The organism is Allobosea sp. P4_C6, from assembly GCF_056402015.1.
Genome location: NZ_JBFUIF010000012.1, coordinates 1 through 26,897 on the forward strand (window position 1 = coordinate 1; position 26,897 = coordinate 26,897).

Annotated in this window: 20 protein-coding genes and 1 pseudogene; 5 read left to right on the forward strand and 16 right to left on the reverse strand. The window is 66.4% G+C overall.

The annotated features are described in order from the left end of the window. A pseudogene (locus AC1DVA_RS11025) lies at window positions 1-204 on the reverse strand (IS481 family transposase); the annotation flags it as partial. A 57-nt stretch (window positions 205-261) separates the two neighbouring features. Next, complete coding sequence (locus tag AC1DVA_RS11030; protein ID WP_476805954.1) at window positions 262-459, reverse strand: hypothetical protein; 198 nt, start codon at window positions 457-459, stop codon at window positions 262-264. An 885-nt stretch (window positions 460-1,344) separates the two neighbouring features. Here AC1DVA_RS11030 and AC1DVA_RS11035 point away from each other — a divergent pair. Continuing rightward, window positions 1,345-4,314, forward strand: coding sequence for an autotransporter family protein (locus tag AC1DVA_RS11035; protein ID WP_476805955.1), 2,970 nt, complete (start codon window positions 1,345-1,347; stop codon window positions 4,312-4,314). 487 nt (window positions 4,315-4,801) lie between these two features. Here AC1DVA_RS11035 and AC1DVA_RS11040 read toward each other — a convergent pair whose 3' ends face one another. From AC1DVA_RS11040 to AC1DVA_RS11050, 3 genes are read right to left on the reverse strand one after another with little or no spacing between them, the layout of a single operon-like run. Beyond that, window positions 4,802-5,806, reverse strand: coding sequence for an Hsp33 family molecular chaperone (locus tag AC1DVA_RS11040; protein WP_476805956.1), 1,005 nt, complete (start codon window positions 5,804-5,806; stop codon window positions 4,802-4,804). Next, on the reverse strand, window positions 5,806-6,729 hold the full coding sequence (gene argF, locus AC1DVA_RS11045) for an ornithine carbamoyltransferase (RefSeq protein WP_476805957.1): 924 nt from the start codon (window positions 6,727-6,729) through the stop codon (window positions 5,806-5,808). Before argF ends, AC1DVA_RS11040 begins: the two co-directional genes overlap by 1 nt. Before the next feature lie 38 nt (window positions 6,730-6,767). After that, the gene (locus tag AC1DVA_RS11050) at window positions 6,768-7,988 is read right to left on the reverse strand and encodes an acetylornithine transaminase (RefSeq protein ID WP_476805958.1); all 1,221 of its coding nucleotides are present in this window, start codon (window positions 7,986-7,988) and stop codon (window positions 6,768-6,770) included. A 542-nt stretch (window positions 7,989-8,530) separates the two neighbouring features. Between AC1DVA_RS11050 and AC1DVA_RS11055 the strand changes: the two genes are divergently transcribed. Further along, on the forward strand, window positions 8,531-9,070 hold the full coding sequence (locus tag AC1DVA_RS11055; RefSeq protein WP_476805959.1) for a GcrA family cell cycle regulator: 540 nt from the start codon (window positions 8,531-8,533) through the stop codon (window positions 9,068-9,070). Window positions 9,071-9,264: 194 nt separating this feature from the next. Here AC1DVA_RS11055 and AC1DVA_RS11060 read toward each other — a convergent pair whose 3' ends face one another. The 4 genes from AC1DVA_RS11060 to AC1DVA_RS11075 all read right to left on the reverse strand — a co-directional run bounded on the left by AC1DVA_RS11060 (window position 9,265) and on the right by AC1DVA_RS11075 (window position 13,680). Continuing rightward, a complete protein-coding gene (locus tag AC1DVA_RS11060; RefSeq protein WP_476805960.1) occupies window positions 9,265-10,308 on the reverse strand; it encodes an amino acid ABC transporter permease in 1,044 nt (347 codons plus the stop codon). Beyond that, entirely contained in the window at window positions 10,305-11,468 is a 1,164-nt protein-coding gene (locus tag AC1DVA_RS11065) for an amino acid ABC transporter permease (RefSeq protein WP_476805961.1), read from the reverse strand. The genes AC1DVA_RS11060 and AC1DVA_RS11065 overlap by 4 nt, the downstream gene beginning before the upstream one ends. 176 nt (window positions 11,469-11,644) lie before the next feature. Then, the gene (locus tag AC1DVA_RS11070) at window positions 11,645-12,676 is read right to left on the reverse strand and encodes an amino acid ABC transporter substrate-binding protein (RefSeq protein ID WP_476805962.1); all 1,032 of its coding nucleotides are present in this window, start codon (window positions 12,674-12,676) and stop codon (window positions 11,645-11,647) included. 128 nt (window positions 12,677-12,804) lie between these two features. Beyond that, complete coding sequence (locus AC1DVA_RS11075; protein ID WP_476805963.1) at window positions 12,805-13,680, reverse strand: LysR substrate-binding domain-containing protein; 876 nt, start codon at window positions 13,678-13,680, stop codon at window positions 12,805-12,807. Window positions 13,681-13,776: 96 nt separating this feature from the next. Between AC1DVA_RS11075 and AC1DVA_RS11080 the strand changes: the two genes are divergently transcribed. Next, window positions 13,777-15,000: an MFS transporter gene (locus AC1DVA_RS11080; RefSeq protein WP_476805964.1), complete on the forward strand. Its 1,224-nt coding sequence runs from the start codon at window positions 13,777-13,779 to the stop codon at window positions 14,998-15,000. A 9-nt stretch (window positions 15,001-15,009) separates the two neighbouring features. On the opposite strand, the gene AC1DVA_RS11085 is transcribed toward AC1DVA_RS11080, so the two are convergent. The 3 genes from AC1DVA_RS11085 to AC1DVA_RS11095 all read right to left on the reverse strand — a co-directional run bounded on the left by AC1DVA_RS11085 (window position 15,010) and on the right by AC1DVA_RS11095 (window position 18,777). Continuing rightward, window positions 15,010-16,053, reverse strand: coding sequence for a GMP reductase (locus AC1DVA_RS11085; RefSeq protein ID WP_476805965.1), 1,044 nt, complete (start codon window positions 16,051-16,053; stop codon window positions 15,010-15,012). A gap of 139 nt (window positions 16,054-16,192) precedes the next feature. Then, the gene (locus AC1DVA_RS11090) at window positions 16,193-17,284 is read right to left on the reverse strand and encodes a DMT family transporter (protein WP_476805966.1); all 1,092 of its coding nucleotides are present in this window, start codon (window positions 17,282-17,284) and stop codon (window positions 16,193-16,195) included. Window positions 17,285-17,607: 323 nt separating this feature from the next. Continuing rightward, a complete protein-coding gene (locus AC1DVA_RS11095) occupies window positions 17,608-18,777 on the reverse strand; it encodes a glycosyltransferase (RefSeq protein WP_476805967.1) in 1,170 nt (389 codons plus the stop codon). A 157-nt stretch (window positions 18,778-18,934) separates the two neighbouring features. Here AC1DVA_RS11095 and AC1DVA_RS11100 point away from each other — a divergent pair, with 157 nt between their 5' ends. Next, a complete protein-coding gene (locus AC1DVA_RS11100) occupies window positions 18,935-19,987 on the forward strand; it encodes a glycosyltransferase family 2 protein (protein ID WP_476805968.1) in 1,053 nt (350 codons plus the stop codon). 30 nt (window positions 19,988-20,017) lie between these two features. On the opposite strand, the gene AC1DVA_RS11105 is transcribed toward AC1DVA_RS11100, so the two are convergent. Then, window positions 20,018-22,411 (reverse strand): exopolysaccharide transport family protein, encoded by a 2,394-nt coding sequence (locus AC1DVA_RS11105; protein WP_476805969.1) that lies wholly within the window; start codon window positions 22,409-22,411, stop codon window positions 20,018-20,020. 24 nt (window positions 22,412-22,435) lie between these two features. Further along, on the reverse strand, window positions 22,436-23,497 hold the full coding sequence (locus tag AC1DVA_RS11110) for an endo-1,4-beta-xylanase (protein WP_476805970.1): 1,062 nt from the start codon (window positions 23,495-23,497) through the stop codon (window positions 22,436-22,438). A 147-nt stretch (window positions 23,498-23,644) separates the two neighbouring features. Here AC1DVA_RS11110 and AC1DVA_RS11115 point away from each other — a divergent pair, with 147 nt between their 5' ends. Beyond that, window positions 23,645-24,886: a lipopolysaccharide biosynthesis protein gene (locus AC1DVA_RS11115; protein WP_265050978.1), complete on the forward strand. Its 1,242-nt coding sequence runs from the start codon at window positions 23,645-23,647 to the stop codon at window positions 24,884-24,886. Here AC1DVA_RS11115 and AC1DVA_RS11120 read toward each other — a convergent pair. Together AC1DVA_RS11120 and AC1DVA_RS11125 are read right to left on the reverse strand one after the other, a co-directional pair. Then, entirely contained in the window at window positions 24,878-25,780 is a 903-nt protein-coding gene (locus AC1DVA_RS11120) for a DUF6492 family protein (RefSeq protein ID WP_265050977.1), read from the reverse strand. The two genes, AC1DVA_RS11115 and AC1DVA_RS11120, sit on opposite strands and share 9 nt — an antisense overlap. A 10-nt stretch (window positions 25,781-25,790) precedes the next feature. Continuing rightward, window positions 25,791-26,639 carry a WecB/TagA/CpsF family glycosyltransferase gene (locus AC1DVA_RS11125; protein ID WP_476805971.1) on the reverse strand — a complete coding sequence of 283 codons (849 nt, stop codon included), beginning with the start codon at window positions 26,637-26,639 and terminating at the stop codon, window positions 25,791-25,793. Between the last annotated feature and the right edge of the window lie 258 nt (window positions 26,640-26,897).

Genomic DNA, 26,897 nt, shown 5'->3' on the forward strand with positions numbered 1-26,897 from the left:
CCGTCGAAGCCGGCTGCCCGTCGAAGCCGGCTGCTGCGGGCCCGTCGGCAGATCAGCCACCGAGGCCCGCTTCTTCCACTTCGCGACGGTCTTCTGGTTGATGCCGTAGCGCTTTGCCAGAGCCCTCAGGCTCGCTTGACTATGCTGTATCGCTCGACGGATCGCCTCCGTCGTTGTGGCGCTCCCGTGCAGAACCTGGCCCATAGTGCCTCCTTCCATCCGATGGAAAAGATCGCACCATCAAAACCTGGGATCAAACACCTAGTGCGCTTCATCATGCAGCACTGGCAGGACCGCCAACGCCAAATCGAGATCGAAGTTCTCTGGCCGGCATGTCTCCGAAAATCCCGCGACATTGACTGTGCCCGGCTTGCCTTCACGATCCACGACCAGAATGACCCGGCATGAACGGTGCTCGGCACCGGCGAGATCCTGCGTCAGGTCGCCCTGCTGCTCCACCGAGACCCCCCGCTGAACCTCGAATACCTGCGCGTATCTCGCCTGCTGTCACTCGGCCTCGTCATTGAACGCTGTCAATGTGTCGGTTGCCCGCCTCGCGCGGATGCCGGCGACGACGATGGAGACAAGTGCACTCCGCATTCGTTTGAAGACTTACTGCCGCGACATCTCAGAGCAGAAATCGTCGAAATGCTTTTCCTCCAGCAATAAGGTCACGCTATCAATTCACAGCGCGGCCGCGTCTTTCACGGGCAAGGTAAAAATTCGGAAACAGTACTGAGAACAATAAGACGACCCCGCCGAACGCGAAGCCGAAGGCGGTAATGAACATTAGACCGGGCTTCGGTTCTTCGGCCCCAGCAATGAATGCTATCAGGGCGCATCCCAACAAGACGGTACTTATCAAGAAGCACACCAGCCGCCGTGCCTTAGTCATGGGCTTCGGCGCGTCCGGGTCGTTGTAGATTATCGGCCCGTCCGGGGGGCGTTGTCGTTGATTATGAACTGGGGTTCGGGGACTTTCATAAACCGGGACCATGGGTGACCGGCGCTCGCGCGTCGATGCGAATGGCGGCCAATCCGTTGTCATTCCCAGCCAAGCTCCCCTTTAACAGCCCCTAGTGCTCCTTTCGTGGCAGCGCTAACGCAATCTTAACCATAATGGTCTGAAGAATTGATCGGTCAGGCTCAGCGAGGCGATGACCGATGCTAGGACGACTGGCGCAGTCACTATTGGGCACAACGGTGTGTGCGGCGGGAATGCTCGGAACGCCTGCCGGCGCCCAGACCACGTGCACCATCCCGCCAAACGCAAACGGCGGCGTTGTGCAGAACGGTCCGCCTCCCTGCGTGGTCGGTAACGTCACCGTCGGATACGGGACTGCCGTGACGGCTACGAATAGCGCAAATGTCACGGTCAACGGGGCCGTGACGGCCCATGGCTATGGTACGGGCGTCGATTCCAACAACAATTCACTGACCATCATCAACGGCACGGTTCGAACGACCAGCGTCGGCGCATTGGGCGGTCCGATCGTTGCGAGTGGGCTGGGGCTCAGCGCCAGCACCGGCGGACGCATCGTGGCGAACGGCATCACCCTGAGCAACGACGGCGGTGGCGGAGCCGTAGCGATGCGCGCGGACAATGGCACCATCATTGCCCGGGGCGTCACGATCGACTGGCCCAATGGTGGCGGCCAAAGCCTCGTTCAGGCTCTCAACGGTGGCCTCATCCAATTCACTCCTGGCTCATCGATCAACAATCCAAACGGGGGCATTCCCTCCGCGCTGCTGGCCGATAGGGTGGGAAGCCGCATTCTCGCTGATGGCCTGTTGGTTTCCATGGGCAACGCCGGCGGCATTATCGGAGCCAAGGCACAGAATGGCGGCAGCGTCAGCCTGACCGGGGGCAGTAGCGTCACCTTTTCGGGTGGCGGCGGAAGCAGGGGGCTGGTCGCGTCCGGCAGCGGCAGCACGATCAACGCTCAGAATCTCACAATCTCTGCCGCCAATGGTGGCGGCGACGACATCGGCGCCCGCGCCGAGGCCGGTGGTCAGGTGCATCTGGTCGACAGCGCGGTGAACGTCACGGGTGCAGGCGGCGGCGAGAAGGGCCTACAGGCGCTAGACGCCGGAAGCGCGATCACCACCCAGAACACAAACGTCAGCGTCAGCGGAAGCGCCGGCAACTCGGGTTTGAATGCCTTTGGTGGTGGCCGCATCGAAACGACGGACGGGGTGATTATTGTCATCAACGGAGCCGGTGGCCGGATCCAGAATGGCGGCAGCGTCACCATGACCGGCACCAATGTCACCGCCTCCGGCATTGGCGGGGTCGGCTTTACCTTCGACAGTGGCGGAACCAACCTGTTGCGCTACAGCAACGCCGCTATCCAGGCGAGCGACGCCTCGTTTTCGGTGCAGGCGGCGATTGCGGACATCGGGCTCGTCAACTCGATCGCGGTCACGAACAACAATACGTTGCTGGCGACAGGCGGGGGTGGCACCACCACCTTCGACGCGCAAGGGTCGACGTTACAAGGCGTCATCACGACACCCAGCGGCAACGCCAGTGCCGTCACGCTTCGTCAGGCCACCGTCTGGACGATGACGGGAAACTCCACGGCAACATCAGTTACCAACGATAACAGCCAAATTATTTACAGCCCCCCGACGGGAGACCTGTCGCAACTCGCAAGCTATAAGACGCTGACGGTCAGGGATTATGTCGGCAGAGCCGGCTCAATCGCGTTGAACACATTTCTCGGGACGGACGGTTCACCGTCGGATCGGCTTGCCATCCTCGGTGGGCAAGCCAGCGGGACATCCTCACTCCTGGTCTCGAATACGATTGGCGCCGGAGATCTGACCCTCGGCAACGGCATTCTCGTGGTCGACGCGCAGAACGGCGGCACCACCAGSTCGGGAGCCTTCTCCTTGGGCAGGCCGGTGGTTGCAGGTCCATATGAATACACGCTGTATCGTGGCAGCACGGACACCTCGGGCCCCCAGAACTGGTATCTGCGCAATACTTCCACTCCGGGCCCTATTCCACCGGAACCGGGCCCCATTCCGCCGGAACCGGGCCCCATTCCGCCGAACCCGACCCCCATTCCGCCGAACCCGACCCCCATTCCGCCGGAACCAACGCCCGTTCCACCTAACCCCACCCCCATTCCACCGGAACCGACGCCCGTTCCGCCCACGCCTACGCCAAACCCGCCAACTCCAACGCCGGGCCCTACGCCGACGCCGCCGGCGCCTGCTCCGATCCCCAACTACCGCCGGGAGGTCTCCCTCTACTCCGCTCTTCCGTCGATGGGGCTGATCTATGGACGCACGATCATCGACAGCCTGCATGAGCGGGTCGGTGAACAGGGTATGCTGGACGCGCCGCCCGTCACCGAGGAACGCACCATCTGGTGCAAGAACCCCGAGACGAACTTTCGCTGCACCACGACCCTGCGCCTGCCCGTCAGCGCGGCCGCAGCCGGCAGCTCCAACGCCGTCGGTTGGGCGCGGATCATCGGCACCCATGGTAACCAGAATGGCGCTCCGGGCGGAATTTTCGGCGGCGGCCCGAGCTTCGACTACGATATTTATGGCTTGCAGGCCGGCCTCGATCTCTATCGCGCCTACAATAGCGACGGCAGCCGCGATCACGCGGGCGTCTATGGCGCCATCGGCCGCATTCAGGGCGACGTTCGGCACTTTAACGGCATCAACGCCGGCACCAACACCATCGACGGCTATTCGATCGGCGCCTATTGGACGCATTTTGGCGCCTCTGGCTGGTATCTAGATGGTGTCGTCCAGGGCACATGGCTCGATGCGCAAGCCGACTCCAGGCGCCTGATCAAGCTCAACAGAGAAGGCTTCGGTTTCGCGGCCTCGCTGGAAGGCGGCTACCCGATCGCTCTTGGCAATGGCTGGATCATCGAGCCGCAAGCGCAGGTCATCTACCAGATACTGGTCAACGGCTCCGGCAATGACGGGGCGGCTCTGGTGCGCTTTTCGGAAGTCGAGTCACTGGCCGGACGGATCGGCGCTCGCCTCGCCAGAAGCTGGGCGCTCGAAGAGGGGACAACGACTTCCAAACCGCGCATGATGACCGCCTGGCTGAAGGCGAGCCTCTGGGACGAGTTCCTCGGCAGCCCCAAGACCTCGTTCTCCTCGGCGACCGGCTTTATCCCCTTCCGCTCGGATCTTGGCGGAGCCTGGGGCGAGATCAAGGCCGGGATCGATGCGCAGATCACGAGGAATACTGCGATCTACGCCTCCGCCGGTTACTCGATCGGCCTCGATGGACGCTCTCATGCCTATGATGGCCGCGTGGGCATCAAGTTTTCGTGGTAGCGGAGAGGCCGGCCGAGGGCTTGATGGCAGACGCCAAACCTACCCCGGAAGCTTGCCCCCCAACAAACCCGTCACGGATTTGGCGGAGCTGCCTGTTGTGGTTGCGATTACCGCGTGTTCACGCTGATCTTGAGGGAATACGCGGCAACGAGGTCATTGCGGGGGACAAAGCGGACTCGCCAAGCCCCGCGAATGTGGGACGGGTAAAGGGCGAGCTGGCGCGAATGAGAAGCTCAACCGAATGGCCTGATCGGCAACGCACGACGGTGACGTTATATAACTCCTCGTAGTCGTACCGGAGGCCACGCCTAACTCGTCGCATTTGCGCCAGCACAACAGGGCGCGGTAGACCTCGGCATCGGCACCAATTGTCATCTGAAACCGCTCAGGCAAAGCGATCTCCGATTCGAGCTGCAATCGAGCGCCACCTTCGCTGATCCCGAACCACGCAGGCAATGTCAGAGGGGTTCCCGCGGTCTCGGTGCGCCTATGACCCCGCCGCAAGCCCCTGCTCGACCTCGGCCGGGTCGAAGCTGTAGCGCCGGGAGCAGAACTCGCAGGTGACGCCGAGCTTGCCGTCATCGGCGATCATCGCCTGGCGATCGTCGGGCGAGAAGCCGCGCAGCATCGTCAGCACGCGCTCGCGCGAGCAGCGGCAGGCCTCATGGACAAGGACCGGCTCGAAGACGCGCGCCCCACGCTCGTGGAAGAGCCGGTAGAGCAGGCGCTCGCTTTCGAGCATCGGATCGAGCAGCTCGTGATCCTCGACCGTCTCGACCAGCGAGCGCGCCTCCATCCAGGCGTCGTCGCTGACGCCGTCCGGGTCGGCGTTGGCGAGAATCTCGTGGCCTTCCGGTGCGTCGCCCGGGTGGATGTCGGCCGCGCGCAGCCGCTCCGGCGAATGCGGCATGAACTGGACGAGGATGCCGCCGGCCCGCCATTGCGGGCGGCCACCGGTCGTGACCGTGCCGACGCCGAGCCGGATGCGGGTCGGGATCTGCTCGGACTGGCGGAAATACTGATGCGCGGCTTCTTCGAGGCTCTGGCGCTTGAGCGCGACGATGCCCTGGTAGCGGGTCGTGGCCGTCCCCTGGTCGACTGTCATCGCAAGATGTCCCTCGCCCAGCAACTCGCCGGTCGAGAGCTTGTCCAGGGCGATCGCCTCCGCGAGCTTGGCCTCGTCGATATGGGCCACGGCCCGGAAATTGTCGGGCGCGTTGAAGTCGACCACCATCATCGAGATGGCGCCATCGCTCTTGGTCTGGAGCTGGAAGCGGCCATCGAACTTCAGCGCCGTGCCGAGCAGCACGGTGAGCGCCGCAGCCTCGCCGAGCACGCGCGAGACGGGCGCGGGATAGCCGTGGCGATCGAGGATCGTATCGATTGAGGCGCCCAGCCGCACCACGCGGCCGCGCACGTCGAGATCGGGCACGGCGAAGGGAATGACCCGATCGTCGAGCCCGGCGGTGTCGCTCGCGTCGCCCACGGCCATCAGGCCGCCACCCCGCCGAAGCACCAGGCGAGGATGCCCTTCTGCGCGTGCAGCCGGTTCTCGGCCTCGTCGAAGACGGCCGATTGCGGGCCGTCCATGATCTGATCGGTGACCTCCTCGCCGCGCGAGGCCGGCAGGCAGTGCATGAAGATCGCGTCCTTTTCGGCGCGCTCCATCAATCTGTCGTCGACCTGGTAGGGCCGCAGCAGGTTGTGGCGGGTGCCTTCGTCGTCGTCCCCCATCGAAACCCAGCAATCGGTGATGACGCAATCGGCGCCTTCGACCGCTTCCTCGGGACGATGGGTCAGCGAGAGCTTGGCGCCCTGCTTCTTCGCCCAGGCGATCAGGGCTGGCGGCGGTGCCAGTTCCTCGGGCGTCGCGATCGACAATTCGAAGTCGAGCCGYCCTGCGGCATGGACCCAGGAGGTCAGGACGTTKTTGGTGTCGCCGGTCCAGGCGATGCGCTTGCCCGCGATCGCGCCCTTGCGCTCCTGGAAGGTCATGACATCGGCCATGACCTGGCAGGGGTGCTGGCGCTTGGTCAGGCCGTTGATCACCGGGACGGTGGCATATTTCGCCATCTCGACCAGCGAATCGTGGTCGAGGATGCGGATCATGATCGCGTCGACATAGCGCGACAGCACGCGCGCGGTATCGGCGATGGTCTCGCGCTCGCCGAGCTCGATCTCATGACCGGCGACCATCATCGGCGATCCCCCGAGCTCGCGGATGCCGACGTCGAAGGAGACGCGCGTACGCAGCGAGGGCTGCTCGAAGATCATCGCGATGACCTTGCCCTCGAGCAGGCGGTCGCCGACGGCGGCGGGGGTACGACGTCGCGCCTTCATCTCCTCGCCGGCGCGCAGGATGGCGCGCAGCTCGCTGCCGGAGAAATCGGAGAGGTCGAGGAAATGGCGCGTCACGGGCGCTTCCTTCGCTTCGCGGGATGGATCGGTTGAGTTTATTCGGCGGCCGGACGCTTCAGCGTCGCCTCGACGGCGCCGGCGGTCTTGTCGAGCCGCGACACGGCCTCGGCGACATCCGCCTCGGTGATGATCAGCGGCGGCAGCAGGCGCACGACATTATCGCCGGCACCGACCACCAGCAGCCCGTGGGCGCGGGCTTCGTTGACGAAATCGGTGTTGGGCGTGTGCAGCTTGAGGCCCAGCATCAGGCCCTCGCCGCGGATATCGGCGATGATGTCGGGATGCTTGTCCTTGAGCTCGGCGAGCGACTGCTTCAGCCGGAGCGCGATCTGGCCGACGCGCTCGATGAAGCCAGGCTCCAGCACCACGTCGAGCACGGCGTTGCCGACCGCCATGGCGAGCGGGTTGCCGCCGAAGGTGGTGCCGTGCGTGCCGAGCGTCATGCCCGACGCCGCTTCCTCGGTCGCCAGGCAGGCGCCCATCGGGAAGCCGCCGCCGATGCCCTTGGCGATCGACATGATGTCGGGCGTGACGCCGTACATCTCATGGGCGAAGAACTTGCCGGTGCGGCCGACGCCGGTCTGGATCTCGTCGAAGACCAGCATCAGGCCGTTCTCGTCGCAAAGCTCGCGCAGCAGCTTGAGGAAGCGCGGCGGCACGGAGCGCAGGCCGCCCTCGCCCTGGATCGGCTCGATCATCAGCGCGGCCGTCTCCGGCGTGATCGCCGCCCGCAGCGCCTTCTCGTCGTCGAAGGGCACCTGGTCGAAACCGTCGACCTTGGGGCCGAAGCCGTCAATGTATTTCTGCTGGCCGCCGGCGGCGATGGTCGCCAGCGTCCGGCCGTGGAAGGCGCCCTCGAAGGTGATGATGCGGTAGCGCTCGGGATTGCCCTTCGCCGCGTGGTATTTCCGCGCCATCTTGATGGCGCACTCGTTCGCTTCGGCCCCCGAATTGGTGAAGAAGACGCGCTCGGCGAAGGTCGCCTCGCAGAGCCTGCGGGCGAGGCGCTCGCCATCCGGCGCGCCGTAGAGATTCGAGGTGTGCCAGATCTTGCCGGCCTGCTCGGTCAGCGTCTTGACCAGATGCGGGTGCGCATGGCCGAGCGCATTGACGGCGATGCCGGCGCCGAAATCCAGATAGCGCGTGCCGTCGGCCGTGATCGCCCAGGGGCCTTCGCCACGCTCGAAGGCGACGGGGGCGCGGGCATAGGTCGGCACGAGTACGGACTGGCTGGCGGAAACAGGGGCGGGAGCCATGGAATGGATATCCTCACGAAGGGGGACGGGGTGAGAACGGATTGGCGCTGAACTGAAGAACGACGATCCGGGATGGACGCTGCAGGTTGCAGCCATGATGAGACCCGGTGACGACGTTATCGTCGCACCCAGCTCCTGCCTTCTCGTCGCGCCGTCATCCGCATCGTTCGGGGCCTTGATCCGCAAACATAAGCGCCGCCCGAGCGGGCGGCGTCACCTTGTGGATAAATATGCTTAAGGCGGCCGGAACTGTCAATTCAAAGCCGTGGCGACAGTGTTGCCAAAAGGATTCGCTTGACGGCCCAATCGCGAATCGCCTGGGGAAAAGCTGTTTTCGGATTCGCCGACTCTTGTTCGCGAGTCACCGCAGCTTGTATGGTCGTCCTCGTCAGATACGACATTTCGTGCGGCGTCCCCTGTACCGTCTGTAGCGGCAGCAACGGTTTTGTCTCAGCGACAAAGCCGCTGATCCCGGATTCCGTCATGAAGCGCCCTTAAAGGCGGGTTCCGCAAGGACCGGCCGGACAAGATAGGTGATGCGGATGAACGAAGCCGGAGCATGGACTGACGAGCGCGTCGAGCTGCTCAAGAAGCTCTGGAGCGACGGTCTGAGCGCGAGCCAGATCGCCGCCGAGCTGGGCAATGTGACGCGCAACGCGGTGATCGGAAAGGTTCACCGTCTCGGCCTTTCGGGCCGGGCCAAGAGCGCGGCCCAACCGGCCACGCCACGCAATGCCGCCCCCCGCAAGGCGCCGACGCGCTCGCCGAGCCACCCCATGGCGGGGCCGGCCACCGCGACGCGCGGCGCTCATGCGCTGGCGCCCGATTTCTCCCCGGAAGCCGAGACCGAAGCAGCCCCGGCTCCCTCGGAGGATGTGGTGACCCCGTTCTCGGAGCGCGTCACCATCATGGATCTGCGCGAGTATATGTGCCGCTGGCCGATGGGTGACCCGACGACGCCGGAGTTCCGCTTCTGCGGCGCGCGCTCGCAGACCGGCATGCCCTATTGCAGCCACCACTCGCGCATCGCCTACCAGCCCGCCGCCGACCGCCGGCGCGACCGGAGCAAAGTGCGCGCCTGAGGCGGGAGCCATCTCGAAAGAGAAAAAACCGGCCTTCGGGCCGGTTTTTTGTTGAGTCGTAGAGAGCGCGTCATGGGCGGGCTTGACCCGACCATCTCTGGCCGAAGGGGCCATCGGTGACCTCTCCTCACGAGATTCTCGGGTCTGCGCTTCGCCCCGCCCGGGAATGACGGCAAGGTTCCGCGACGCCGCCGTTACAACCTGCGCCTGTTCTCCAGAGACCGGCTCCAGCGCGAGAGCGCGAAGCAGATCAGCCAGTAGATCGAGCCCGAGAAGACATAGGCCTCCATGTTCATGCCGACCCAGTTGGGATCGGCGAGCGAGGCCTGGGCGATGCCGAGCAGGTCGAGGATCGAGACGACCAGCACCAGCGTCGTGTTCTTGATCAGGGCGATGAACTCGTTGGTCATCGCCGGCAGCGAGATGCGCAGCGCCTGCGGCAGGATGATCAGGCCGGTCGCCTTCCAGTAGTTCAGGCCGAGCGCCGTCGCCGCCTCGCGCTGGCCCTTGGGCAGCGCCTGCAGGCCGCCGCGCACGGCCTCCGCCATATAGGCGGCGATGACGAAGCCGAGCCCGATCACGGCGCGCGCCAGCCGGTCGATACCGATGCCGCCCGGCAGGATCAGTGGCAGCAGCAGCGAGGCGAGAAAGATCACCGCGATGATCGGCACGCCCCGCCAGAACTCGATGAAGACGATGCTGATCAGCCGGATGACGCGCAATTCCGACTGGCGGCCGAGCGCGAAGAGAATGCCGAGCGGGATCGCGATCAGGCTCGCATAGACCGAGATGAACAAGGTGAGCATCAGCCCGCCCCATTCGCGGGTCTCGATATAGCGCAGCCCGAACCCGCCCGAGAGCAGCCAGATGCCGAGCGGCGGCAGCAGCACGAGCATGATGATGCCGAGCTTCAGCTTGAGCCGCTGCGGGGCGAAGACGACCGAAGCGATGCCGATGAAGAAGGCGATGCCGGCGATATCGACCCGCCAGCGCTGGTCCGGGGGATAGAGCCCGTACATGAACTGGCCGAAGCGGGCGCGGATGAAGACCCAGCAGGCGCCGCCCGGCGCGCAGTCTGCCCGCGTCGTACCTGTCCAGGTCGCATCGATCACCGCCCAGCGGATCAGCGGCACCGCCAGCCAGGCGATGACGAAGGCCAGCACCACGCTGACGAAGCCGGTGAAGGGCGTGCCGAACAGACGCTCGCGCCAGAGGGAGAGGGACGAGACGCGGTTCATCGCGTCACCAGGGCGATACGGGCGTTGTACCAGTTCATGATCGCCGAAACGGCGAGGCCGATGACGAGATAGACGGCGAGCGTCATGGCGATGATCTCGATCGCCTGGCCGGTGTTGTTGAGGGCCGAGCCCATGAACAGGCTGACCACGTCGGGATAGGCGATGGCCGCGCCGAAGGACGAGTTCTTCAGCACGTTGAGATACTGGTTGGTCAGCGGCGGGATCATCACGCGCAACGCCTGGGGGATGGTGACGAGCCGCAGAATCTGGCCGGAGCGCAATCCGAGAGCCGATCCGGCCTCGGTCTGCCCATGCGAGACGGACTGGATTCCGCCGCGGACGATCTCGGCGATGAAGCCGGCCGTATAGGTGACGAGCGCCGCGAGCAGCGCGACGAATTCGGGGATGACGGCGAAGCCGCCGCGATAGTTGAAGCCGCGCAGCGCCGGGACGTCCCAGCGCGTCGCCAGAGTGGCCCAGACGATAGCCAGCAGCGGCACGGCGAGCAGCAGGGCGAGGCCGACCCGCAAAGTCGGCGCGTGCAGCCCGGTACGCTCCTGGCGCCGGCGCGCCCAGATCGCGAAGGCCGAGTAGGCGAGGACGCTGACGAGGATTACGAGGCCGGCGACGCGGAAATTCTCCAGCCCGTCCGGCAGCGGGATCGTCACGCCGCGATTGTTGAGGAAGGCGACGCCGAACAGGCTGATGCTTTGGCGCGGTGCCGGCAGGGCGGCGATGATGCCGAAATACCAGAACAGCACGAAGAACAGCAGCGGGATGTTGCGGACGAACTCGATATAGGCCCCGGCGATGGTCGACAGCAGCCAGTGCGCCGACAGCCGGGCGATGCCGACGACGAAGCCGAGCAGCGTCGCCAGCACGATCGCGATCACCGTCACCAGCATGGTGTTGGCGACGCCGACCCAGAACAGGCCGAGGATGTTGTCGGCCTGGGTGTAGCCGGTCAGGACGAAGGGCACCTCGATGCCCGAGGTGCGCCAGAGGAAGTCGAAGCCCGAGGCGATGCCGGCCTTGACCATGTTCTCCGAGGCGTTGCGCACGAAGAAGACGGTCATGCCGACGAGGAAGACGACGACCGCGATCTGGTAGATCCAGTCGCGGACGCGCTTGTCGTTGATGATGGACAGGGCTTTCGTCATGCGCCTTGCCTGTCGAGAGTATCACGAGCGCGCGGTCATCCCGGGCGCAGCGAAGCGGAGACCCGGGATCCATGCCGGAACGGTCAGGCATGGACCCCGGATCGGCGCCGCTAGAGCGGCTTGTCCGGGATGACGGTGCGCTTCATCCGGTGGAGGAGAGGCTCTTCAAGCCGCTCTCACTGGAAGGGCGGGGTGAAGAGCAGGCCGCCTTTGGTCCAGAGCTGGTTCTGGCCACGCTCGAGCTTCAGCTGCGAGCCCATGCCGACGGTGCGCTCGTAGCTCTCGCCGTAGTTCCCGACCTGCTTGATCGCGTTGTACATCCAGTCGTTCGACAGCCCCATCATGGCGCCGAAGCCGCCCTCGGCGCCGAGCAGACGGCGCACTTCAGTGTTCTTCGAGTTGGCCTTCATCTCATCGACGTTCTTGGAGGTGACGCCGAGCGCCTCGGCCGCGATCGTGCCGTTCAGCACCCAGCGGACGATGAGCTGCCAGCGCTCGTCGCCCCAGCGCGTCACGGGGCCCTGCGGATCGTTCGAGATCGGCTGAGTCAGGATGACGTGCTCGTCGGGATTCTTGAGCTTGGCGCGCTGGCCGGCAAGGGCGCCGACGCCGGCGGTATAGGCGTCGCAGCGGCCGGAATCATAGGCGGTGATGGCGTCGTCGTTCTTCTGGAAATTGGTGATGGTGACCTTGAGGTTGCGCTCGCGGAACCAGTCGGCGGCGTTCTTCTCCTCGGTCGAGCCGGCGGCGACGCAGACCGAGGCGCCGTCGAGGCCGGCGGCTTCCTTCACGCCCGTCGACTTGCGGACGACGAAGGTCTGGCCCTCGTAGAAGTTGATGCCCTGGAAGTTCAAGCCGAGCGTCGCATTGCGCGAGAAGGTGATGGTCGAGTTGCGCGAGAGCACGTCGACCTGGCCTGATTGCAGGATCGGCCAGCGCTGCTGCACGGAGGTCGGCGTGTACTTCACCTTGGTGGCATCGCCGAGGACGGCGGCGGCAAGCGCCTTGCAGTAATCGACGTCGAGGCCGCTCCATTCGCCCTTATCGTTGGCGAAGGAGAAGCCGGGCAGGCCGAGATGCACACCGCATTCGAGATTGCCGCGCGCCTTGACGGCATCCAGTGTCGGGCTCGGGGCGAGCTGCTGCGCCTGCGCGAACGAAACTCCGGCAGCGAGAACCGCCGCCACGCTCAAAATCCTGATCGTCATATCCGTCTCCCCGAAGCCATTGACGGCTTTCTATGCTGGAGACCGGACTATGCAACAGCCGCACCGAAAGCGATAGCACCCGGAGAACCCCCGATCCAGCGGGGTCGCGGCGCCCCTGCCGGACGCTGTCAGGAGCCTCGCGCCTCGGCGACGAGCCAGTCCCGGAAGCGCCGAACCGCCGGCTTCTGCAACGCCTCTGACGTGCCGACGGCGTAATAGGCGAGCTTCGTCGGCCACTGCACGGAAATGGCTTGGACCAACCGGCCATTGCGCAGGTCGTCATCGGCATAAACGTCCCGGACGAGCGCGATGCCCTGCCCGGCAGCAGCGGCCCTGACCAGCAAATGGTCGTCGGAGAAGGACGGCCCCTTCAACTCGCGCGGCGCCTCGACGCCCTGGGCCAGGAGCCAGAGCGGCCAGTCGGCGCGGTCGATGTCGTGCAATAGCGGGAAAGCCAGGCAATCCGCCGGCGAAACAATCGGAGGATGGGCATCCAGCAAGGCAGGGCTCGCCACCACGATCAGCTCCGGCGCCATCAGCCAGGTGGTTTCGAGCCCGGGATAGTCTCCGAGGCCATGGCGGATCGCGAGATCGATCGGCTCTCGCTTCAGATCCACGACGCGGTTGTCGGTCTCGAGCGCGATGTCGATCTCGGGATGGAGCCTTGAAAAGCCGGCGAGGCGCGGCACCAGCCAGTTTGCGGCGAAGGAGGCCATCGTCGTGATCGTGACACGGCGCGACGGCGAGGCCGACAGCTCCCGGCTGACCTCCTCGATTCGGCGGAACGGGCCGTCGAGCGTGTCCAGCAGCTTGCGGCCCGCGCTCGTCAGTTCGACGCCGGCCTGCGTCCGCGTGAACAGGCGACGCCCGGCGCCTTCCTCCAGCTCGCGGATGCGCTGGCTGATCGCGCCCGGCGTCAGCGCCATCTGCGCGGCCGCATCGCGCATCCGGCCAGAGCGGGCGACCGTGACGAAGGTCTGCAGCAGCGAGAGGCGGATGGTCATGACATTGTTTAGCACAGCTAAACACCGAAGGTGAAACCATCGTTTGCCGGCGGAGGTGCGTTGCGGAATGGCTAGCGGATCATCCGAGGACAGATCATGGCTCCCGCTCGCTCTCCTTCGCCCTTCCTCCGCTGGGTTCTCGTCGGCTTCGGCTTCCTGGCGCTCGCGATCTCGTTCTCGGCGCGGGCGACGCTCGGGCTGGTGATGCCGCTGCTGATGCAGGATTTCGGCTGGTCGCGCAGCTTCATCTCCGGCGCCGCTGCCGCGACCCTGCTGGTCATGGCGCTGACCGCCCCTTTTGCCGGGCATGCCGCCGACCGCTACGGCGTGCGCGCCACCCTCACCTTCGGCCTGCTGCTGGTCGGCATCGGCTGCCTCCTCGTCGCCTCGACCAATAGCCCGGTCGTCTTCCTGCTCGGCTTCAGCGGGATCGCGGCGATCGGCTTCGGCTTCGTCGCGACCCATGTCGTCTCGACGGCGGTCGCCCGGCTGTTCGACGCGCAGCGCGGGCTTGCCACGGGCATCGCGACATCGGGCGCGACCGGCGGGCAATTCCTGATCGTGCCGCTGGTCGCCGTGCTGCTGGCGACCTTCAGCTGGCGCTGGAGCTTCCTGGCCATCGGCATCGCCTGCCTGGCGCTGGCGCCGCTGCTGTGGAGGACCCTGTCGGCCAAGGACGCACCAGCCGCGCCGGCACGCCGCGCTGAGTCCCACACGCTATCGACCGATCTGCGCTTCGTGCTGCGCCAGCCGGCCTTCCACATCCTGTTCTGGAGCTTCCTGATCTGCGGCTACACCACGGCCGGCGTGATCGAGACCCATCTCATTCCCTATGCCGCCTATTGCGGCTTCGGCCCGGTCCCGAGCGCGGCGGCCTATGGCATCCTCTCGGCGGTCAACCTCGCCGGCATGGTCGGGGCTGGCTGGCTGACCGACCGGATGAACCGCGTCGCGCTGCTCGGCTCGATCTATGTCCTGCGCGCCCTCACCTTCCTCGTATTGATGCGCGTCGGTGCCGATTACGAGATGCTGGTGACCTTCGCCGTGCTGTTCGGCGCCGTCGACTACGCCACTATACCTGTCACCGCGAGCCTCGCCGCCAGCCATCTCGGGCTGCGCGTGATGGGGCTGACTATGGGCCTGATCTCGGCCGGCCATTCTGTCGGCGCCGCGGCCGGCGCCTTCATGGGCGGCTATCTCGTCGACATAAGCGCGCGCTACGACGCGGTCTGGCTCAGCGCCGTCGCCTTGTCGCTGGGCGCCGGCGCGATGGTGTTCCTGATGCGCGAGCAGCCGAAGGCCCAGCCCGTTCCGGCCTGAGCTGCAGGGTCAGTTGCCGAATACCGTGTTGAGCTGGCTGCCGACCATGATGAAGGTGGTGCGCTTGGGCACCTCCTTGAGGCTGACCGCGCCGATATAGGTCATCGCCGAGCGCACGCCGCCCATCAATTCCTGCATCGTGTCGCCGACGGGGCCGCGATAGGGCACCTCGACCGTCTTGCCCTCCGATGCCCGGTATTTGGCGACGCCGCCCGAATACTTCTTCATCGCCGTGTCGGAGGACATGCCGTAGAAGGTCATCGCGACCGGCACCTTCTCGCCGTCGTGCTCCTCGTAGCGGATCTCGCCCTCGCATTCGTCATGGCCGGCGAGCATGCCGCCCATCATCACGAAATCGGCGCCGCCGCCATAGGCCTTGGCAACATCGCCCGGCACGGTCAGGCCGCCATCGCCGCAGACGAGGCCTTTCAGCCCGTGGGCCGCATCGGCGCATTCGATGATGGCCGAGAGCTGGGGATAGCCGACGCCGGTCATCTTGCGGGTGGTGCAGACCGAACCCGGCCCGATGCCGACCTTGACGATATCAGCGCCGGCCAGCAGCAGCGCCTCGGTCATATCGCCGGTGACGACGTTGCCGGCCATGATCGCCGCATCAGGAAAGGCGGCGCGCGTCGCCTTCACGGTATCGACGAACTTCTCGGTATAGCCATTGGCGACATCGAGGCAGATCTTCCCGATCGGCGACTGGGCATGGACCGCCTTCAGCTTGTCGTGGTCGGCATCGGTGGTGCCGAGCGAATAGAAGGCGTTGGCCGATTCAGGCTCGCGGAAGAAGGCGATCAGCTCCTCGGCGCTGTAATGCTTGTGCAGGGCGACCATCGCGCCGTTCTTCAGAAGCGCGCGCGCCATCGCCATGGTGCCGACCACGTCCATATTGGCCGCGATCAGCGGGAAGCCTTTCCAGTCCTTGCCGGTATGCGGGAAGCGGAAGCTGCGCTCGACATCGACATGGGCGCGGCTGCCGAGCGTCGACCGCTTGGGGCGAATCAGGACGTCGCGAAAGTCGAGCTTCGGATCGTTCTCAATGCGCATGATCTGGCCTCTGGGTGCCGGTTCGGCCGGCTGGCTCGCCGAATGCCGCGATCAGGGTCGCGCGGCGCACGCGGGAGAGGCGTGCGCCGATTCATAGCGCCCCGCTCGCCGTCGGCGCAATCCCGCGTCGGGGTCCGGCTCAGGCCGAAGCCGGCGGAACGGCGGCGACCCGGGCATTCTTGCGAATGGTATAGAGCGTCGCCCCGATCACGATGGCGGCGCCGATCCAGGTGGTAATCGCCGGAATCTCCGCGAAGAAGACGAAGCCGGTGAAGCTCGCCAGCAGCAAGCGGCTGAAATCGAGCGGCGCCAGCGCCGCCGCCTCGCCGACCTGGTAGGCGCGGGTGATCAGCCACTGCCCGGCGGTGCCGAACAGGCTGAGGGTGATCAGCCAGAACCACTGGTTCGGCGTCGGCGGCTGCCACCAGAGCCAACCCGGCACGGCCAGCAGGGCGATCAGCACGATGCCCTGGTAGAGCAGGATCGTGTCGGTGCGCTCGCTCGAAGCGAGCTTGCGGACGCTGACGGTGATGCCCGCGCCGAAGATGGCGCCGGCGAGCGAGAGCAGCGCGTAGGTATCGAGCCCGTCGCTGCTCGGCCGCAGCATGATGAGCACGCCGATGAAGCCGATGATCGTCGCGGCCCAGCGGCGACCGTCGACCGCCTCCTTCAGCACGAGCACGGCGGCGATCGTGACGAACAGCACCTGGCTGAAGCCGATGGCGGTCGCCTGGGCGAGCGGTATCTTCACAACGGCAGTGAAGCCGCAGAGCATGGAGAGCAGCGTGATCACGCTGCGGAAGACCTGCAGGCCGAGCCGCTCGGTGTGCAGCGCCTGCCGCAGGCTGCCGGCCGCGAAGGCGAGCAGGATCGCCGTCATGATCACCTGCCGGATCAGCAGGATCTGCGCGAGCGGGACGGCCTGCCCGACATGCTTGATGCCGGCGACCATCACCGCATAGACCAGCAGGGCCGAGAGCATGAAGACGGAGCCGCGCAGGTTCGGGCTCGCGCCGCGCCACCAGTGCCGCAGCCGGCGCCGACGATGGGCGAGCCAGTTGGCTGCCCCCGGCTCCGGTCCATCAGGCACGTCCGAGAAAACGATCGGCGTGCGCGCTTCGATCTGGATATCGGGGCGGGATGGCGGTGGGGCCGCCGGCTCCTGCCAGGCGGGCGCGTCGTCTTCCGAACCTGATCGGCTTTGCCGACCGGTCTGCCGATCCTCGCTCATCGCCCCTCGACCCGGTCGGCATCGAAGGCCGGCCCCGCGTTTCGTCCCAAGTACCAAATCATTGATGAATCGTGGCATTCCGGCCAATGACAAAGTCACATGACCGGGTTGTGCCGATGGCGCGACGGAAGCCGAGACTGCATTGCCGGGAACCGCTCGAACGGGTTCTGGGAGGGCGCACGTCGCAGGATCACAAGGCCCGCGCTGCGGGCACTGCGCCGAGCCGTTTTCCACTCGCGGGTTGGTTGTTCGTGCGACCGGCCGAAATGAGCCTGATCCGCGGCCGCCGACGTGAAAGGTCTACCCCGTCGGACTAGGGCCGCTCAGCCTGTCGCAGCGGCGAGGCCGCGCGCCAACCCTTGCGACAGGGCGCTGCGTTGGCCAGCAAGGAAATCCGCACCATCGATACGCTGCCGATCGCCGACATGGATGATGGCAAGGCGCGCCGCCAGAGCCGCGGCAAAATCCTGCGGGGTGTCGGCCAGCGTGAAATTCGCCGGCAGGTCGGAGAGGCCGCGGCAGGAGAGCGAGGTCGCCACCGCCGGCAGGCCGAGCTGCATGGTCTCGACCGTCTTGAGCTGGACGCCCGTGCCCGCCCGGCTCGCCAGAGCGACGATCCGGCAGGAGCGCAGGAAGGCGGCGGCGCTCGGCACGCGCCCGACGAGCGTGACATTGAGCGGCGTGCGTAGCTCCGGCGGTACGCGCCCGGCGACGGCAATGCGCAGCCCCTCCGGCAGCAGCGGGCAGACCTCGCGCAGGAGCCAGTCGAGGCCGACCCTGTTGGGTTCCCAGGTCCAGGTTCCGATCAGGCCGATGTCGAAAGCCGGCGGTTCATCGAGCGGAGCGGCCGAGGCTTCGACAGATTCTGCGCCGAGCAGCGGCAAGGCGCTCGATTTATCCTGATATTCCGGCCCGAGCGCTTCTCGATCCTCTTCCGCCAAGGTCCAGATGAAGCGCGCCTGACGCCAGAGCCTGCGCTCGATCGCTTCGAGCAGTCTCGCCTCGCGTGCAAAGAGCCAGCGCATCATCGGGCTGCGCGCCGTTTCGGCATTCTGGCGGGCCGAGACGTACTCGATGTTGTGCTCGACCACGATGCAGGGGGCGAGTTGCAGCAACTCGGGAAAGGCGCCGGGCAGCAGCACCGAATTCAGGATGATGGCGTCGAAAGCGCCTTGGGCCCGCACTGTCTCGACAAGGCTCCCGGCGCCCGCCAGCCGGAGCTTGGCGCAGGCGACGGGCAGGCCGGAACGAAGCGCCGACACCAGCCAATGCAGCTTAGTCCAGGGCGAGACAGCGGCATTCTCGATGTCGACCTGCGCGACGACGACCGCCCTCTCCGGATCGGCGGGCTTCTCTCCCGGCCGCAGGAAGCCGATCGCCGTCACGTCGTGGCCGGCCTCGCGCAACGCCGAGAGGATCGCGGCATTGGCGATCTCGAAGCCGGTGTCCGGCCGCGCGACGGGAATGAGGGAGGTGAGGAATGCCAGGCGCAAGGAAAGACTCGTCTGTCGATGGCCTTCAGTCTTCTCATTGCCTTTGCGGGTCAAGCGTCGTCGCCGGCTATGCTCAACGCCGGCTACCCGGATCTGCCGTTCTTTCCGCAGCCGGACATACCGAACCTTAAGCCGCGACAGCTTAAAGCTGACAGCCATGACGACAGCCGACGACAGGGGCGCAATGGCGGAAAAGGCTTCGCGAACGGATCGCGGGCCGCGTTTCGACACGCCTGAAAGCTTCGCGGTGATCGCGCAATCACCGCCGGAGGCGCTTGCGGGCGTCGAAAGCGTCGTCTGCGTGCCGACCTTCAAACGCCCCGACCTGCTGGAGGCGACCCTGCGCTCGCTGGCCGGCCAGCAGGGCGGGCACGACTTCGCAATTATCGTCGTCGAGAACGAAGGCCTCGAACGGGCCGGCGCCGCGCGGGCGGCCGCGCTGCATGCGGCCGGACTGTTCAAGGGCCTGGTGATCGTCGAGCCGCGGCAGGGCAACTGCAAGGCCTATAACGCCGCCTGGCGCTGCGCGTTGACGCGCTTTCCGGCTCTTAAGCAGGTCCTCGGCATCGACGACGACGAGGAGGCCGAGCCCGGCTGGCTCGATGCCTTCCTCAGGGCTGCCGCCACCGCCCCTGCCGCGCTGTTCGGCGGTTCGGTCACGCCCGTCTTCGCCGATGCGTCGCGTAGCTGGCTCTCGGCCCATCCCGTCTTTCGCTCGCATTACAGCGTCTCTGGCCCGGTGCCGATGCTCTATTCCAGCGCCAACTATCTGATCCGGCGCGAGGTGCTCGAGCGGCTCGGCTTCCCCATCCTCGACGAGAGCTTCGATTTCACCGGCGGGGGCGATACGGATTTTTTCACGCGGGCCAAGGCCGCCGGCTTCCGCTTCTGGTGGGTGCAAGAGGCGGCGCAGCGCGAGACGATGCCGGCCCGGCGCAGCGAGTTCGGCTGGGTCGCGGCGCGCGGCCTGCGCAATGGCGCGATCTCCGCCGCGATCGAGCGACGGCAGCATCCCGGCCTTCACGGCCGGTTGCGGGTGCTGGCGAAGTCTCTGGCACTCCTCGGCGCGTCGGTGCCGCGCGGAATCGCCCTCGCCATTCAGACCCGCTCCGGCCTCATCGGCCTTTATCACGCACAGGTCGCGCTCGGCCGGCTGATGTCGGAATTCGGCGTCGCAAACGAGCAGTATCGCAAGCCCGAGAAAAACTGACGCGGGCTCTCCGCGCCACATGCGCGGCGTTCAAACGCCGTTGAGCACGATGCCGCGCAGCTTGCCGGCCTGTGCGCCGAATTCCTTGCGCCACTCCTCGATCTGGGCCGGGACCGGCTTGCTCCCGCGGACGACCAGCACGATGTCGTCCGCCGCCTCGGCAAAGCGCCGGCTGAGATCATCCGAACCCAGGCTGCCGCCATCCACAATGATCGGCCCGAAGCGGCGGGCCGTGCCGAACAACTCGCTCTGGATCGCGCCGGAGAGTGACGAGGGCAGTCCGCCCGCACGAGGCAGGAAGGCCAGGCCCGTGCCCTCGTCCTTCAGAATCGCCCGCGTCAGCGCAAGCCTGCCGCCGAGCACATCGCCGAGGCCGGCCGGGGCATCGGCCGCGAAGACACGGGTCAAGCCCAACGTGCCGTCTCCGGCATCCACGAGCAGCGCCGGCAGGCCGGATTGAGCGGCATCGAGCGCCAGGTTGAGGGCCAGCGTGGTTGTGCCCGCCTGCAGCTGCAGGCCGAGGACGAGAATGCGCCGCTCCCGGCCCTGTCCCGCCCGTGCCAGTTCGGCCCGGATCGCGGCGACCGCCTTGGCGAAGCCGGCCTGCGGCTTGTCGATGACATCGACGAGATGGGCCTGCGACTGAAAGACCGAGCGCAGCTCGACAGGGTCGCGGCGCCAGCGGCGGTGACGAACCGGCGGAATCGAGCCGAGCATCGGTGTTGGTGCTGCCGCCGAGGGAGCCTCGACGCTGGCGGCCGCCGGGCCGCCCTGGATTGCCAGGAGCCGGCGCAGACCTGCCCTGCTCAATGCTTCCGCTTTGGGAGAGGTTGCCGGCTGCGGGTCCGGTGACGCCGTCGCAGCGCGAGGCGGTGGCGGCGCAGGAGCAGGCGCTGCTTCCGGCTGCTCCTCGGGTGCGGCCGACACAACAGGACGAGGCACACGCCGCCAGAACGGCTTGCGCGGCGGGCGCTCGCTCTCCGGCGTCGGCCTGGGTACGGCGAAAAGCGCCAGGCCGAGCGCCAGAACGGCTCCGGCGCCGCCACCGCCGATCAGGCCGATCAGGGCGAGCGTCCGGCGGCTGATTCCGCTCTTCTCCAGCGGCGGCATCGCCGGGCTGATGACGCGGGCATTGGTGGTGTCGATGCCGCCCAGCTCGCCCGTTTCGCGGGCACGCCGCAGGAAGGCGTCGTAGATCGCGCGCGAGGACTCGACCTCGCGATCGAGCTCGCGCAGCTGCACCGAAGCGCGACCGGCTGCGTATTGGCCGGTCGTGAGCTGGTCGACACGGCGGGCGAACTGGCGCTCGGCTTCGGCGGCACGGTCATACTCCGCCTTGGCGGCTCGGGCGATACGCGTGAGCTCGTCGGCGATCTGGCGACGAGCGTCCCGGACCTGCGACTGGGCGGCAACCAATGCCGGGTGGCGCGCACCCAGCGAAGCGAGAAGATCGGCTTCCCGCGCCAGCGCAGCTCCGAGCTGGGCACGCAGGGCGGTCATGGTGTTGGAGGCGACGGCCTCGGGAAAAGCGCCGGCCTCGACACTGGATGCGCGCGTCGCGGCGATCTGGTCGTATTTGGCCTTCGCTTCCGTCGTCCGCGTCCGGGCCGCGACGAGCTGGGCCGCGTTGAGCGAAAGCTGCTCCTCGCTCAGCGAGCGGCCATTGAGGCCGACGATATTGTTGGCCTCCTTGTATTTCTCGGCCTTCTCCTCGGCAATGCGCAGCCGGTTGCGCAGCTCCTCCAGCCGGCCCGTCAGCGACGCGGTCGCGCGCTGCGCCGCTTCGGAGCGGACGGCCGCCTGATCTTCGAGATAGGCTTCGGCGAGCGCATTGGCGATCTTCGCGGCTTTGTCGGGATCACTCGCAGTGACGGCGATATCGATGACAAAGGTGCGTTCGCCGCGCCGGACGGTGACGTTCCGGTCGAGCGACGCGAGCGCATAAAGCACCGCGTTCGGCGAGGGAGCGGTATCACTGCCGCCCAGCAGACGGGAGAGGAAGCCGCGCGAGGCGCCACCGAAATCGGGATCCCTGTCGAGGCCGAGCCGCTCGACGACGCGCGACTTGATGCTGTCCGAGGCGATCACCCGCGCCTGGCTTTCGAGATAGCCGGTGATGGAGGTCGGATCGCTGCCGACCGAACTGGGCGAGACGTCGTTCTGCAGCACGCGCAGGTCGCGCGGATCGATGAAGAGCTGCGCCGTCGAGACGTATTTCGGCGTCATCAGCAGGCCGGCGACCACCGCAAGGCCGAGGCCGAGGAGGGCCATCAGCAGGATCAGCCCGCGCCGGGTCCATAGCGTCGCCGCGATCCAGGCGGGATCGGCCAGTTTCGCGAACTGCGCAGAGACGGGCGCAGACGGCCGCTCCGGGCGATCCGGTGCCTCCTGTCCTCTGTTTGCGGCGGGCTCGGTGGTGAACATGGCGCTACGCTTCACTGTCCCTCATCAGGCCGTCCCGCGCCGATAGCCTTCGAGCACCGCCAGCATCGGCTTTGGCCGATAGTCGGCATCGAGCGGCAAGGGCCGGGCGCGGGCACTGTCCTTGCGCGGGAAGGTCTCGTGAACCCAGGAATAGCGATCGGTCAGTCCCCAGGTGACGATCGCCTTCGGCCGCTTCGCCGAACAGACGGCAGCGAGGAAGGTCGAGACCAGCGCCGCCGCCGTCTTGTCGCGCTGGCCGGGGTCGGGCGGCAGCTTCCAGTCGATCACGTCGAGCTCGGTGATCTCGACATCGAGACCGAGCGCGTCGAGATCACGCATGAAGCGCTGCAGCCCGTCCACGTCGATGCCCTTTTCGGCATAAAGATGCGCCTGCATGCCGATGCCGTGCACCGGAATGCCCTTGTCCTTCAGGCGCCGGCAGATATCGAGCGCGACCTTGCGGCGGGCGGCTGCGCCCGGCACCGGCTCTTCGAAATGGAAATCATTGAGGACGAGGCGCGCCTTCGGGTCGGTCCGGGCCGCCGTGCGGAAGGCGATGTCGACATGCTCCGGGCCAAGCAGGCGCTGCCAGATCGTGTCGCGATAGGGTTCGCCGGGCTGCGGATCGTATTTGATGACCTCGTTGACCACGTCCCAGGTCGCGATGCGGCCCTTGTAGCGGTCGACGACGATCTCGATGTGGTTGACGAGCTCGCGCTCGGCCTCGGCCCGCGTCGTCATCTGCTTGGCCCAGGGCGGCAGGGCCTCTCCCCATAGCAGCGTATGGCCGCGCAGCGATTTCCGATTGGCTTCGGCGAAGGCAACGAGCTCGTCGGCACCTGAGAAGTCGAAGCGCGGCTGATCATGGCGCAGCGCCTCCCACTTCAGGTCGTTCATCGGCACGATCACGTCGCAATAGCGCGTCAGCGCCTCGCGATAGCGCGGGTCCTTGCGAAACGTATCGATCTCGGCGGCCGAGCCGAGCGGGATCGGCTGTGGTGCAGCCGTTGCCGAGCCGGAGCCGGCCGCGGCGCCGGCGGCGACCAAAGCAGCCGCTCCCTGCAGCGCCATGCGCCGCGTTGGCATCGCTCCAGTCCGGACCACTTCGGTTTCCTGCATGAAAAAGGAACGCCTTCGTTTCGTTTAGGGTCGCGCAACGCCTCTCAGCTAAGACGGAACCGCTATGCCGCCATAAGAGGGCACGCGCCGGGCCAGCCGCCGCGAGAACGGACCATGCTGCCAGATCGTGCCACCATTTCCGCCTACCTCACCATCCTGAGCGGCTCCGCCGGCCGGCTCACCATCTCCCTTGTCTACTTCCTCATCGTTGCGAATACGTTGACCCTCGGCGAATTCGGATTGTTCGCTGCGGCGTCCTCGACGGGGCTGATCCTGTCGCGCCTGCTCGCCTTCGGATTCATCTCGCCGCTCTATCGCGTCGCGACGGTGAAGCCGCGCCTGCTCGGGGCCTATCTGGCGGGCTTCAGCGCGCTCAGTCTGCTGTCGCTGCCGCTGATCGCCGCCGTCGCCGCCATCGTCTATGCGCTGTTGTTCGCGGACCGGCTCGCCATCCTACCATTCGCGGTCATCATCGTCGCGGAAGTGCTGGGCTGGCGGCCCGTCGAGGTCGTCGCCATCGTAAACAACGGCCTGCGCCGCTTCCGGCAAGCGGCGCTCCTCGTCATCATCGGCTCGGGGCTGCGCACGATCGCGGCGCTGCTCTTCATGACCTTCGGCCATGCCAGCCTCGAAAGCTGGGTCCTCGCCTATGGCGCCGCGACGATGGCGAGCGCCCTGATCGCGCTGACCGCCTTCCTGCCGGCGTCGCGCTGGCGCCTGGTGCGCAGCCTCTATCCGCGCCGCATGGCCGATGCAGTCTACGCGGGTGCGGCCGACATCGTCTTCTACATCCAGGCCGAGCTCGACAAGCTGCTGGTGCTCGGCCTCGCCGGCGAGCGCACGGCCGGGCTCTACGCCATCGCGCTCCGGGTCATCGACCTGACGGCGATGCCGGTGCGCAGCTTCACCCAGATGCTGGTGCAGAAGATCATGACGGATCGCGGGCTCGGCGGCCTCAGGCGGCTCGCCGGCTTCGAGATCGGCATCGCGCTGATCTCGATCGCCGGCTTCATGGCGGTCATCGTCGCGCTCAAGCCTTTCCCGGGGCTGCTCGGCCGCAATGTCTCCGAAGCCGCATATCTGTTCGCGCCGATGCTGCTCGTCCCGGCCTTCCGCAATCTCGTCGAGTATCATGCCGAGCTGCTCTATGCGCGGGAGCGGACCGGCTCGCGCATCGCGCTTTTGTGCCTGTTGACCGCGCTGAAGGCCGCGCTGATCTCGGCCGTGATGTCGCGCTTTGCCGAAGGCGAGGCCTGGGCCGGCTGGATGAACCTCGTCTTCGGGCTGGTCTATCTCGTCTCGGCCGGCTTCACCTACGGGCTGCTCGCGCGGGCCGGGCGGCCTGCCTCACGCTGAGGCCTGCCGCTCGAACAGCGCGCGGATCCGGTCGAGCGGCTGGCCGATGAAGGACTGTATGCCGATGGCGACCTGCCAGGGTTCGAGCACCTCCTCGAAGGAACCGAGCCGATCGAAGCCTTCCATATCCTCGTTCAACCAGTAGCCCTTGCAGAGCTCGCGGGCATCCGGCCAGTGCCCGGCCGCTTCCAGCCCGAGCACGCGTTCGAGGTAGTAGCCGTAGATCAGGTACTCGGAGAACTGGCGGTCACGCGCGATGGCGCTGACCCAGTCGCGGCCGCTCTCGCGCTCGATCCTGGCCAGCAGCGACAATACATGCTCGCGGCGCCAGCTCACGAGATTGTTGATGTAGTCGGGTCCCGGATAGCTGGGCCGGCCGAGACCGAGCAGAGCTGCGGCGTTCTCGCACCATGGCCGATGGGGCGCCATGTCGGCGGTGATGGCGTCCGGCTTGCGGTAGAGGCGGATGGCCCCGTCTCTCAGGAGGCTCTCGAGCTTGAAGGGTCTGACGAAGAGCATGTCCGAATCGGCGAAGAGGACGACGTCCTCGCTGCTGGCCTTGGCGACAGCAAACTTGCGCAATTGCTGCGTATGCCAGCCGCGCAGCGGCGGCAGGCCGCGAGCCGCGGCGCCCAGCCCTGTCCAGATCCGCCGCTTGCCGAAGCTCAGCGGATCCGGGATCGATTTCAGCCAGTGCGGCAGCAATTGGGATTCGGGCAGGATACGCCGGCGCGGCCCTTCGAGATCGCGAAAAAGCGGGACGTCACGATCTTCCACCAGCAGGTAATGGACGGCCTGGCCGGTGACGAAACGATCGATGCTGGCGCAGAGCAGCCGGCAGCGATCGAGATCGCCCCGATAGCTCGGCGTCGCCAAGGCGAATGTAGTGGTCACTCCGGCGAACTCACCCGCTGCGCCTGCCGCCGGTCGCATATTGCCACAGCATGCGCGTCAGGAAAGCCGGATTGCCCAGCACATAGCGCCGCCAGAGCCGGCGCGGCTCGAGCCAGAGGCGATAGGCCCATTCGAGGCGCGCCTTGCGCGCCAGATCGGGCGCTCGCGGCACCTCGCCGGCGAAAAAGTCGAACAGCGCGCCGACGCCCGCCGCTGCAGCGCAATGCTGCGGTCCGAGCCTATCGGCGATGAAGCGCTCCTGCAGGGGATTGCCCATGGCGACGAGCAGCATGTCGGGCCGCTCGGCCTTCAGCCTGTCGAGAAGCTGCTTTTCCTCGGCCGGCGCGTAGAAGCCGTGCGACAGGGCGCTGAAGCGATGGTTCGGATAGCGTTGCGAGAGCTGCGCGACGGCCCGGTTTGCGACACCGGGCTTGCCCCCAAACAGCGCGATCCGCATCGGGCGCTGCTGTCCGGCAAAGAAGGCCGGGAGGAAATCGGTGCCGTTGAGATTGGCCGGGAAAGGCTCCCCGTAAAGCATCCAGCTGCCGATATCGACGCCGATGCCGTCCGCCATCACGAGAAAGGTCGAGAGGCTGCGCTGCAGGGCGACGTCATTCGCGGCGACGTTGACCAGATTGGCGTTGCAGAAGGCGAGCTTGACGTGGCCCCCCGTGGCGATTGCGTCGGCAAGCTCGGCGATCGCTGCTTCGCGATCCATCACGGCGATGCCAACGCCACCGATATCGCGCTTGGCGTAGCCAGAGCGTTTGCGGTCGGCGGCTTCCCTGGCGATCGTGATGGAGACGGTTGCGGGCACGAAGCTGTCGATCCCCTGGCACTTGTTGGCGCTTGATGACATCAATGTAATGGCCGTTCCAAGGCACGGGTCAAGGCAAAGTCTGGCGAAAGGTGAACGGCACCTTCCCCAAATCCGCGGGTTCGCGTTAACGGCAAAACTCTTGCAGAAACAATGCGTTGTTCCGAAGCGGCACGAATTGCCCCTCGGTCTTCAGCCATGCCGGCTTCCCGCCCCTCAGGCCGTTCCACCGCGGGACGCGATGCCATCGACCGTCCCGAACCGGGACGGATTCGAAGTGGCCTTCGGCACCGATTTTCT

What these genes read in the sequence shown, in the direction of transcription:
- AC1DVA_RS11040 (WP_476805956.1), bottom strand. Translation starts at nt 5,806, where the DNA reads ATGGCCGTGGGCGACGCGAGCGACACCGCCGGGCTCGACGATCGGGTC.
- AC1DVA_RS11050 (WP_476805958.1), bottom strand. Translation starts at nt 7,988, where the DNA reads ATGGCTCCCGCCCCTGTTTCCGCCAGCCAGTCCGTACTCGTGCCGACC.
- AC1DVA_RS11055 (WP_476805959.1), top strand. Translation starts at nt 8,531, where the DNA reads ATGAACGAAGCCGGAGCATGGACTGACGAGCGCGTCGAGCTGCTCAAG.
- AC1DVA_RS11060 (WP_476805960.1), bottom strand. Translation starts at nt 10,308, where the DNA reads ATGAACCGCGTCTCGTCCCTCTCCCTCTGGCGCGAGCGTCTGTTCGGC.
- AC1DVA_RS11065 (WP_476805961.1), bottom strand. Translation starts at nt 11,468, where the DNA reads ATGACGAAAGCCCTGTCCATCATCAACGACAAGCGCGTCCGCGACTGG.
- AC1DVA_RS11070 (WP_476805962.1), bottom strand. Translation starts at nt 12,676, where the DNA reads ATGACGATCAGGATTTTGAGCGTGGCGGCGGTTCTCGCTGCCGGAGTT.
- AC1DVA_RS11075 (WP_476805963.1), bottom strand. Translation starts at nt 13,680, where the DNA reads ATGACCATCCGCCTCTCGCTGCTGCAGACCTTCGTCACGGTCGCCCGC.
- AC1DVA_RS11080 (WP_476805964.1), top strand. Translation starts at nt 13,777, where the DNA reads ATGGCTCCCGCTCGCTCTCCTTCGCCCTTCCTCCGCTGGGTTCTCGTC.
- AC1DVA_RS11085 (WP_476805965.1), bottom strand. Translation starts at nt 16,053, where the DNA reads ATGCGCATTGAGAACGATCCGAAGCTCGACTTTCGCGACGTCCTGATT.
- AC1DVA_RS11090 (WP_476805966.1), bottom strand. Translation starts at nt 17,284, where the DNA reads ATGAGCGAGGATCGGCAGACCGGTCGGCAAAGCCGATCAGGTTCGGAA.
- AC1DVA_RS11100 (WP_476805968.1), top strand. Translation starts at nt 18,935, where the DNA reads ATGACGACAGCCGACGACAGGGGCGCAATGGCGGAAAAGGCTTCGCGA.
- AC1DVA_RS11105 (WP_476805969.1), bottom strand. Translation starts at nt 22,411, where the DNA reads ATGTTCACCACCGAGCCCGCCGCAAACAGAGGACAGGAGGCACCGGAT.
- AC1DVA_RS11110 (WP_476805970.1), bottom strand. Translation starts at nt 23,497, where the DNA reads ATGCCAACGCGGCGCATGGCGCTGCAGGGAGCGGCTGCTTTGGTCGCC.
- AC1DVA_RS11115 (WP_265050978.1), top strand. Translation starts at nt 23,645, where the DNA reads ATGCTGCCAGATCGTGCCACCATTTCCGCCTACCTCACCATCCTGAGC.
- AC1DVA_RS11125 (WP_476805971.1), bottom strand. Translation starts at nt 26,639, where the DNA reads ATGTCATCAAGCGCCAACAAGTGCCAGGGGATCGACAGCTTCGTGCCC.